The 9300-nt window shown below is 69.1% G+C and carries 7 protein-coding genes; all 7 read right to left on the bottom strand.

Translation table 11 applies throughout. From position 1 onward, the window contains the following. Window positions 1–62 precede the first annotated feature (62 nt). The 7 genes from ACFU53_RS27340 to ACFU53_RS27310 all read right to left on the bottom strand — a co-directional run bounded on the left by ACFU53_RS27340 (window position 63) and on the right by ACFU53_RS27310 (window position 9265). Window positions 63–1649, bottom strand: coding sequence for an NCS1 family nucleobase:cation symporter-1 (locus ACFU53_RS27340; RefSeq protein ID WP_383997687.1), 1587 nt, complete (start codon window positions 1647–1649; stop codon window positions 63–65). Window positions 1650–1833: 184 nt separating this feature from the next. After that, complete coding sequence (locus ACFU53_RS27335; RefSeq protein ID WP_383997684.1) at window positions 1834–2853, bottom strand: TIGR03842 family LLM class F420-dependent oxidoreductase; 1020 nt, start codon at window positions 2851–2853, stop codon at window positions 1834–1836. An 11-nt stretch (window positions 2854–2864) separates the two neighbouring features. Then, complete coding sequence (gene hydA, locus ACFU53_RS27330; RefSeq protein ID WP_383997681.1) at window positions 2865–4268, bottom strand: dihydropyrimidinase; 1404 nt, start codon at window positions 4266–4268, stop codon at window positions 2865–2867. Between the two features lie 140 nt (window positions 4269–4408). Next, a complete protein-coding gene (locus ACFU53_RS27325) occupies window positions 4409–5251 on the bottom strand; it encodes a nitrilase-related carbon-nitrogen hydrolase (RefSeq protein WP_383997678.1) in 843 nt (280 codons plus the stop codon). Between the two features lie 155 nt (window positions 5252–5406). Further along, complete coding sequence (locus ACFU53_RS27320; RefSeq protein WP_383997675.1) at window positions 5407–6972, bottom strand: PucR family transcriptional regulator; 1566 nt, start codon at window positions 6970–6972, stop codon at window positions 5407–5409. A gap of 34 nt (window positions 6973–7006) precedes the next feature. After that, window positions 7007–8293, bottom strand: coding sequence for an aspartate aminotransferase family protein (locus ACFU53_RS27315; RefSeq protein WP_383997672.1), 1287 nt, complete (start codon window positions 8291–8293; stop codon window positions 7007–7009). 129 nt (window positions 8294–8422) lie between these two features. Beyond that, window positions 8423–9265, bottom strand: coding sequence for a nitrilase-related carbon-nitrogen hydrolase (locus tag ACFU53_RS27310; RefSeq protein WP_383997669.1), 843 nt, complete (start codon window positions 9263–9265; stop codon window positions 8423–8425). Window positions 9266–9300: the final 35 nt, after the last annotated feature.

The following is a 9300-nucleotide window of genomic DNA, read 5'->3' as shown; positions in this document are numbered from 1 at the left end:
ACGCCCAGTAGGGGTACGCCTCTCCGGCACGGCCGCCGCCGCTCCGCCGGTCACGGCCGCCGTCAGACGGTTGCCTGCTCCTGCTCCTGCTCCGTCTCCGTCTGCTTCTGTACCTTCTTCCTCTCCCCGGCCATCAGCGCCACGTACAGCAGCATCGACGTGCCCAGGCCCACCGCCCAGCCGTAGTCGGCGAGCGGCTTGAGGAACGGGATCATGCCGTCGTGCGGGAACGGTCCCGAGGACACGCCGTCCGCGGAGACGGTCGAGTACGAGCCGCCGACCGCGAGGAGACCGCCGACCACGAAGGCCACTATCGCCCGCCAGTTCCAGCCGGACGCGTACCAGTAGCGCCCGCCGGGCGTGTACAGGTCCGCGAGGTGCAGGACGGTACGGCGGATGATCCAGTAGTCGGCGATGAGGATGCCCGCGACCGTGCCGAGCAGACCGCCGACCACGCCGAGCCAGGTGAAGATGTAGAACTCGGGCGTCGAGATCAGCTTCCACGGGAAGATCAGGATGCCGACGACACCCGTGATGAGCGCGCCCGTACGGAAGTTGATGAGCTTCGGTGCGAGGTTCGCCAGGTCGTACGCCGGTGAGACCACGTTCGCCGCGATGTTCACGGAGATGGTCGCGACCAGCACGATGATCAGCGCGAAGAGCAGACCGAAGGCGTTGTCGGCCTTGGCCGCCAGCGCGACCGGGTCCCAGATGGCCTCGCCGTAGACGACCTCGGAGCCGGAGGTGACCAGCACGGCGAGGACGGCGAAGAGGGTCATCGTGGTGGGGAGGCCCAGGGACTGGCCCCAGGTCTGCGCCTTCTGGCTGGCGCCGAAGCGGGTGAAGTCAGGGATGTTCAGGGACAGAGTCGCCCAGAAGCCGATCATTCCCATCAACGACGGGAAGAAGACCGGCCAGAAGTCGGGGCCCCAGCCGAGCTTGGACGGCTGGTCGAGCAGCGCGCCGAAGCCGTCCGCCTTGACCGCGATCCAGATGAGCAGCACGAGCGCGCCGACGATCACGAAGGGCGCGGCCCAGTTCTCGAAGTGCCGCAGGAAGTCCATGCCACGGTAGATGATCGCGATCTGCAGCGCCCAGAAGAGGATGAAGCAGAGCCACAGCGGCCACGGGTTGCCCGCGATCTGCCCGGCCTTCTCCCACTCACCGCCGGTGAGCTTGGAGCCGAGCGCGAAGATGCCGGAGCCGCCGATCCACGTCTGGATGCCGAACCAGCCGCAGGCGACGGCCGCGCGGATCAGCGCCGGGATGTTGGCTCCGCGCAGCCCGAAGGAGGCGCGGGCGAGCACCGGGAAGGGGATGCCGTACTTGGGTCCGGCGTGCCCGGTGGCCAGCATCGGCAGCAGCACGATGATGTTGGCCAGGGCGATGGTGAAGACGGCCTGCTTCCAGTCCATACCGAGGGCGACCAGGCCGGAGGCCAGGGTCCAGCTGGGGATGCAGTGGGCCATGGAGATCCACAGGGCCGCGAAGTTGTACGTCGTCCACTTGCGCTCGGAGACGGGTACGGGGCGCAGGTCCTCATTGGCGAAGGGACTGTCGGCGGGGAAGGCCTCGGGGGCCAGCTCGATCCGGCCGGAGGAGTCGGCGGACTGGGCTATCGACGACCCCGTGGGGACTGTTTCGGTCATGGGCAGGCCAATCAGGGGAGGTGGGACGGGAACGAAAGGCCGTGCGGAGGCCTTGGGCCCCTCCCCTCCAAGATGGCGGAGGGGAGGGAGACAAGGTGTGGGGGGTCGGAGAGTGGAGCGGTTGGTTCCGGTCTATCGGGGTGGCCGGATTCTTGCAGTCGTGGAGCTGTTCCGGGAACCCGGGTCAGCCGTTGAGCGCCGGGATGACCGTCGAGCCGTACACGTCGATCACCCGCTCTTGTGCGTCATGCATGTCGTACACGGCGAACTGGTCCACGCCCAGCGCGCGCAGTGCGTTCAGCTTCTCGATGTGCATCTCGGGGGTGCCGATGACGCAGAACCGGTCGACGATCTCGTCCGGCACGAACTGGGTGTCGGGGTTGTCGGCGCGCCCGTGGTGCGAGTAGTCGTACCCCTCGCGTGCCTTGATGTAGTCCGTCAGCTCCTCCGGTACGGCCGCGGAGTGCTCGCCGTACTTCGACACCAGGTCGGCGACATGGTTGCCGACCATCCCGCCGAACCAGCGGCACTGCTCACGCGCGTGGGCCAGGGCCTGAGGCGAGTCGTCCTCGGTGACGTACGCGGGGGCGGCCACGCAGATCTTCACCTCGGACGGGTCGCGCCCGGCGGCCACGGCCGCGTCCTTGACCGCCTTGACCATGTACTCGGTCAGGTACAGGTCGGAGAGCTGGAGGATGAAGCCGTCGGCCTCCTCACCGGTCATCTTCAGGGCCTTGGGACCGTACGCGGCCATCCAGACCGGGAGTTCGGCGTCGTCCTTGATCCAGGGGAACTTGACGACCGCGCCGCCGAGGTCCGCCTCCTGACCGGAGCCGAGCGCGCGGATCACCTTCATCGCGTCGCTGATCCGGGCCAGCGTGTTCGGGGTGCGGCCCGCGACGCGCATCGCGGAGTCGCCGCGGCCGATGCCGCAGACCGTGCGGTTGCCGAACATGTCGTTGAGGGTGGCGAAGGTCGAGGCGGTGACCTCCCAGGTACGGGTGCCCGGGTTGGTGACCATCGGGCCGACCGTCAGCTTTGTGGTGCCGGCCAGGATCTGGCTGTAGATGACGAACGGCTCCTGCCACAGCACGGCGGAGTCGAAGGTCCAGCCGTACGTGAAGCCGTTGTCCTCGGCGCGCTTCATCAGCTCGATGACACGCGAGGCCGGCGGGTCGGTCTGCAGGACGAGTCCGAAGTCCATGGGCTCCACTCCTAGTTGAGGTACTGACAGGTGGAGCGGGGGGTGTACGTGCCGTGCCCGGCGTGCCCGGTGTACTCCCGCTCGGTGATGACGAGTTCGCCGCGCGAGAGGACCGTCTCGACCCGGCCGGTGGTGCGCTTGCCCTCGTACGCCGAGTAGTCGACGTTCATGTGGTGCGTCTCGGCGGACATGACCTGCTCGGCGTGCGGGTCGTAGATGACGATGTCGGCGTCCGCGCCCGGCGCGATGGTGCCCTTCTTCGGGTACATGCCGAACATGCGGGCCGGGGTCGCGCAGGCGATCTCGATCCAGCGGCGGCGCGAGATGTGCCCGTCGACGACCGCCTGGTGGAGCAGGTCCATGCGGTTCTCGACGCCCGGCAGACCGTTCGGGATCTTGGAGAAGTCGCCGCGGCCGAGTTCCTTCTGGCCGACGAAGCAGAAGGGGCAGTGGTCGGTGGAGACCACCTGGAGGTCGTTGGTCCTGAGGCCCTGCCACAGCTTGGCCTGGTGCTCCTTGGGCCGCAGCGGGGTGGAGCAGACGTACTTGGAGCCTTCGAAGTCCGGTTCCGCGAGGTTGTCCGTCGACAGGAACAGGTACTGCGGGCAGGTCTCGCCGAAGACGTTGAGCCCCTCGTCGCGTGCCCTGGCCAGCTCGGCGACCGCCTCCATCGCCGAGACGTGCACGACGTACAGGGGGGCGCCGGCGACCTGGGCGAGCTTGATGGCGCGGTGGGTGGCCTCGGCCTCGAGGAGGGCCTTGCGGACCTCGCCGTGATACCTCGGATCCGTCTCCCCGCGTGCCAGCGCCTGTTCGACCAGCACGTCGATCGCGATGCCGTTCTCCGCGTGCATCATGATCAGGCCGCCGTTCTCGGCGGAGCGCTGCATGGCGCGCAGGATCTGGCCGTCGTCGCTGTAGAAGACGCCCGGGTAGGCCATGAACTGCTTGAAGGAGGTGACGCCCTCCTGCACCAGCAGGTCCATCTCCTTGAGCGTGTCCTGGTTCACGTCCGACACGATCATGTGGAACCCGTAGTCGATCGCACAGTTGCCCTCCGCCTTGGCGTGCCAGGCGTCGAGGCCCTCGCGGAGGGCATGGCCGACGCTCTGCACGGCGAAGTCGACGATCGTCGTCGTACCGCCCCAGGCGGCGGCCCGGGTGCCGGTCTCGAAGGTGTCAGAGGCGGAGGTGCCGCCGAAGGGCAGCTCCATGTGGGTGTGGGCGTCGACACCGCCCGGGATGACGTACTTGCCGCCGGCGTCGATGGTGCGTTCGGCGGTCCAGGCCTCGGCGGCCGGGGTGCCGCTCGCCGCGAGTGCGGCGACACGGCCGTCCTCGATCAGGACGTCGGCGTGGATTTCGTCGGACGCGGTGATGACGAGACCGCCGCGGATGAGAGTACGGCCGCTCATTCGGCACGCTCCGTTCGGTTGTGGTCGAGTGCGGGTCGTCGGGGGCTGGTCGCGCCCACGCGGCGGTAGCCGCATGGTGTTACAGCCCCGCGCCCCTCAACGGCAGAGGACAAAAGACGAAGGGGCGCGGGGAGGCTTCGTTACGGTGCCGTCAGCGGGGCGTACGCGTCCGGACGGCGGTCCCTGAAGAACTGCCAGCGGTCGCGGACCTCGCGGAGCTTCGCCAGGTCCAGGTCGCGGACGACGAGTTCGGTTTCCTTGTCGCTCGCCACCTCGCCGACGAACTGGGCCTCCGGGTCCACGAAGTAGGAGGTTCCGTAGAAGTCGTTGTCGCCGAGGTCCTCGACGCCGACCCGGTTGATCGCGCCGATGAAGTACTCGTTGGCGACGGCCGACGCCGGCTGCTCCAGCTGCCACAGGTAGCGGGACAGGCCCCGCGAGGTGGCCGACGGGTTGAAGACGATCTCGGCACCGCCGAGGCCCAGCGCACGCCAGCCCTCCGGGAAGTGCCGGTCGTAGCAGATGTAGACGCCGATCTTCCCCACAGCGGTGTCGAAGACGGGCCAGCCCGCGTTCCCCGGGCGGAAGTAGAACTTCTCCCAGAAGCCCGGGACTTGCGGGATGTGGTGCTTGCGGTACTTGCCGAGGTACTTGCCGTCCGAGTCGATCACGGCGGCGGTGTTGTAGAGGACACCCGGCTGCTCCTCCTCGTACATCGGCAGGACGAGGACGAGGCCCAGCTCCTTGGCGAGCGCCTGGAAGCGCTTGACCACGGGTCCGTCGGGGATCTGCTCGGCGTACTCGTAGAACGCCTTGTCCTGGACCTGGCAGAAGTAGGGCCCGTAGAACAGCTCCTGGAAGCACAGGACCTGCGCACCCTGCGCGGCCGCGTCGCGGGCCGCCTGCTCGTGGACCTGGATCATCGACTCCTTGTCGCCGGTCCAGGCCGTCTGGAAGATGGCTGCGCGGATGACTCTGCTCATCGGGACCTCCGGTCACTCGGTGTGCGGCGAGCGTATGGAGTCCGGAAGTCGGGTTTGAGTTGCACGGTGTCACGTCTGGAGCCGTTTCGCGTTCCACCGTGTCACCTCTTCGTGGGCGCATGTTTCACCGCCGTTTTCGCAGGTCCCGGCATGTTTCAGCCTTGTTGCGCGTCGTGGGCGAGGAGAGCGATGTGGACGGACGCGGCCTGTTCGAAGTCGTCGAGGTCCACGCCGAGGCGGGCCTCTATGGCTTCGAGGCGCCGGTACAGCGCGGGCCGGCTCACATGGTGCAGCTGCGCCGTGTGCGACTTGTTGCGGCCGGTCGCGAGATAGGTCCGCAGTACGGGCAGCAGATCCTGCTCGGCGTGCCCGTCGCCGCACAGCAGCCCGTCCAGCTCGCGCTCGGCGAAGGCCTGTACGTGCGGGTCGTCCCGCAGCAACCGGACCAGGCCGCGCAGGTGCACGTCCCGCAGACGTACGACGACCGGCAGGTCGAGCCCGGTCGTCGAGGACTGGGCGACGGCGTCGGCGACATGCCGCGCCTCCCGCAGCCCGCCCGGCACGTCCTCCCACGTGGTCCGCGCCTCCGCGGCGGCCACCACCGTCCTGCGCACCCCCGACTCCGACCGCAGCCGGGTCGCGAAGTGCGCGGTGAGCGCAGCTGCGTCCTGGTCCCGGGCGAGGCTGAGGAGTACGGCGGTGGCGCCCTCCGCCAGTTCGGCGACGAGCCCGGGGAGGCCCAACATCCGCAGCACACGGTCGAGTTGGGCCGGATCCCCGTCGCGCACCACGAGCGGCACGAACGTACGGCGGTTGACCGGGAGCCCGGCCGCCCGTGCCCTCGGCAGCAGTTGCCGGGCCGGTACGACTCCGGAGACGAGGTCCGTCAGCAGGCTCTGCGCGGACTGTTCCTCCCAGGAGTGCGCCGCGCCGCCGAGCATGCGGTGGAGTACGAGCGCCTCGGCGGCCCGGTCGGCGAGCAGTCGCCCGGTGGCCGTGTCGCCGCGGTACCCGCACAGCACGATCTGTCCCCAGCGTTCCCCGCGCCCGCCCAGCTCGGCCCGCACCCAGCCGTCGCCCTCGTTGCCGCCCGCCTGCCGGGAGATCCGCTCCCAGTCGCGCAGCACGTCGTCGACCGCCGACCGCTCCCCCGCCGTGGCGAGGACGCGATGGGCGAGGTTGGTGACGACGAGCGGACAGCCCGCGTGCTTGGCGATCTCGTCGAGGAGCCGTTGCAGCGGGGCGCCGGCGGTGATGAGCCCGGTCAGGGCCGTGCGGACGGCCTCCGAGAGGCTCACGGCCGCGAACTTCCGCCGTACGAGCCGGGACTGGACCTCTTCGGTCAGTTCGGCGAAGGGGGACGGCCGGTGCAGCACCACCATGGGCAGGCCGCACCGCTCCGCCGCCCTGCGCATCACGTCGGGCGGCGTAGGAAAGGCCCGGCCCAGGCCGAGGACGACCGCCGCGGCCTCGGCACGGTACAGCGAACGGATGTACTCGGCCTGGGCGTCCTCGTCCCCGGCGAGCAGGACCCCTGTGGTGAGGACCATCTCGCCGCCGGTGAGCATCACGCCCACGTCGGGGGCCTCGGCCACATGCACCCAGCGCACGGGCCGGTCGAGGTGACCGGCCCCGGCCACCACCTCGGGCTCTCCGGCGAGGACCCGGTCCAGGTTGAGGACCTGGCGTACCGACAGGGCGGGTTCCAAGGCGGTGGTCATAACGCTGGGTTCCTTACATCTGATGCATCTGGCGTTACTGAATGCTCCTCAGAGCACGTTCGAGGGCGTCGGCGCCCTCCTCGGCCTCGGCGACGGTCAACGACAGCGGGGGCGCGACGCGCAGCGCGCTGGTGTTGTGGCCGCCGCCCTTGCCGATCAGCAGGCCCTCCCGGCGGGCGGCTTCGAGGACCGCGGACGCGGCCTCCGGGTTCGCCTCGTCGGTGCCGGGCCTGACCAGCTCGATGCCGATCATGAGCCCACGGCCGCGCACCTCCTTCACCTCCGGGATCTGGGCGGTGATCGCCCGCAGCCGCTCGATGAGCAGTCCGCCGACGCGGCGGGCGTTGCCCTGGAGGTCGTGCTCGACCAGGTAGGCCAGGTTGGCGAGGCCGGCGGCCATGGTGATCTGGGTGCCGCCGAAGGTCGAGATCGAGTTGCTGTCCAGGCAGTTCATGACCTCGGCGCGGGCGACGACACCGCCGATGGACATGCCGTTGCCGATGCCCTTGGCGAAGGTGACGATGTCCGGCGGCCCGTTCTGCCCGTGCGCCTGCCAGCCCCAGAAGTTGTCGCCGGTACGGCCCCACCCGGTCTGTACCTCGTCCGCGATCCACAGCACGCCGTGCCGTAGCAGCACCTCGCGGAAGGCCGCGTACAGGCCGTCCGGCGGTGAGGTGAAGCCGCCGACGCCCTGGATGGGCTCGGCGATCAGCGCGGCCGGCGGGCGGCCGTGGCCGAGCAGGTCCTCCAGGTCGGCGACGCAGGCCGTGATGAAGTCGGCGTCGCTCAGGTCGGCGTACGGTCCGCGGGTCCGGACGCCGCCGTGCACGTACAGCGTCTGGAGCGGGGACAGCGAGGTCGGGGACCAGCCCTTGTTGCCGGTGATGCCGACCGCGCTGAACGAGCGGCCGTGGTAGCTGTTGCGCATCGCCAGGATCTGATTGCTCTGCCGGTACGTCGTGGCCAGCATCAGCGCGGTGTCGTTGGCCTCGGTGCCGGACGTGGTGAAGAAGACCCGGGCGTCCGGGATGCCGGACAGCTGGGCGATCCGCTCGGCGAGTTCGACCATCGGCCGGTTGAGGTAGAGCGTCGAGGAGTGGATGATCCGCCCGGCCTGCTCGCTCACCGCCTTGGTGACCTCGGGCAGCGCGTGCGCCGTCATGGTGGTGAGGATGCCGCCGAAGAAGTCGAGGTACTTGTTGCCCCCGGCGTCCCAGACATGGCGGCCCTCGCCGTGGGTGATCTCCAGCGGGTCCGCGTAGTAGAGCGCGAGCCAGTCGGGCAGTACGGCCTTGTGGCGTCCGAGCAGTTCGTCGGTCACGGCTGCACCACTCCTTTCACTGCTGTACGGGTTCTGCTTCTGCGTGTGTCACGGCTGAACGTGCCCACGTCAGGGCTGTACGAGTCTTTACGTACGTGGTCAGGGCTTGTATGAGCCCTGACCACGTGGTCAGGGCTGTACGAGCCCTTCGTACGCGTCGGGGCGGCGGTCCCGGTAGAACGCCCACTGCTGCCGCACGGCCTCGATCAGGTCGAAGTCGAGATCCCGTACGACGAGTTCCTCGCCCTTGTCGCTCGCGACCTCGCCCACGAACTTGCCGCGCGGGTCGACGAAGTACGAGGTGCCGTAGAAGTCGTTGTCCCCGTACTCCTCCACGCCGACCCGGTTGATCGCGGCGACGAAGTACTCGTTGGCGACGGCGGCCGCGGGCTGCTCCAGCTGCCACAGATGGGAGGAGAGGCCCCGGTGGGTCGCGGACGGGTTGTACACGAGCTGGGCGCCGTTCAGACCGAGCTGGCGCCAGCCCTCCGGGAAGTGGCGGTCGTAGCAGATGTAGACGCCGACCCTGCCGACGGCCGTCTCGAAGACCGGCCAGCCGAGGTTCCCGGGCTTGAAGTAGTACTTCTCCCAGAATCCCTTGACCTGGGGGATGTGGTGCTTGCGGTACTTGCCGAGGTAGGTGCCGTCCGAGTCGATCACCGCCGCGGTGTTGTAGTAGAACCCGGACTGCTCGACCTCGAAGACCGGGACGACGATCACCATGCCGGTCTCGCGGGCCAGCTCCCGCATACGGGTGACGGTCGGGCCGTCGGGCACGCGTTCCGCCCAGGCGTAGTGCTCCGGTTCCTGGACCTGGCAGAAGTAGGGCGCGTTGAAGACTTCCTGGAAGCCGATCACCTTCGCGCCCTGCCGGGCCGCCTCGCGGGCGTGCTCGACGTGCTTGGCGACCATGGATTCGGTGTCGCCGGTCCAGGTCGCCTGGACCAGGGCGGCGCGTACGACGTTGGCCATGTCAGGTGCTCCTTCGACAGGGACCTCAGAGAGCC

The organism is Streptomyces sp. NPDC057474 (assembly GCF_042802555.1).
GTDB lineage: Bacteria > Actinomycetota > Actinomycetes > Streptomycetales > Streptomycetaceae > Streptomyces.
This window is presented reverse-complemented; position numbering and strand designations above follow the sequence as displayed.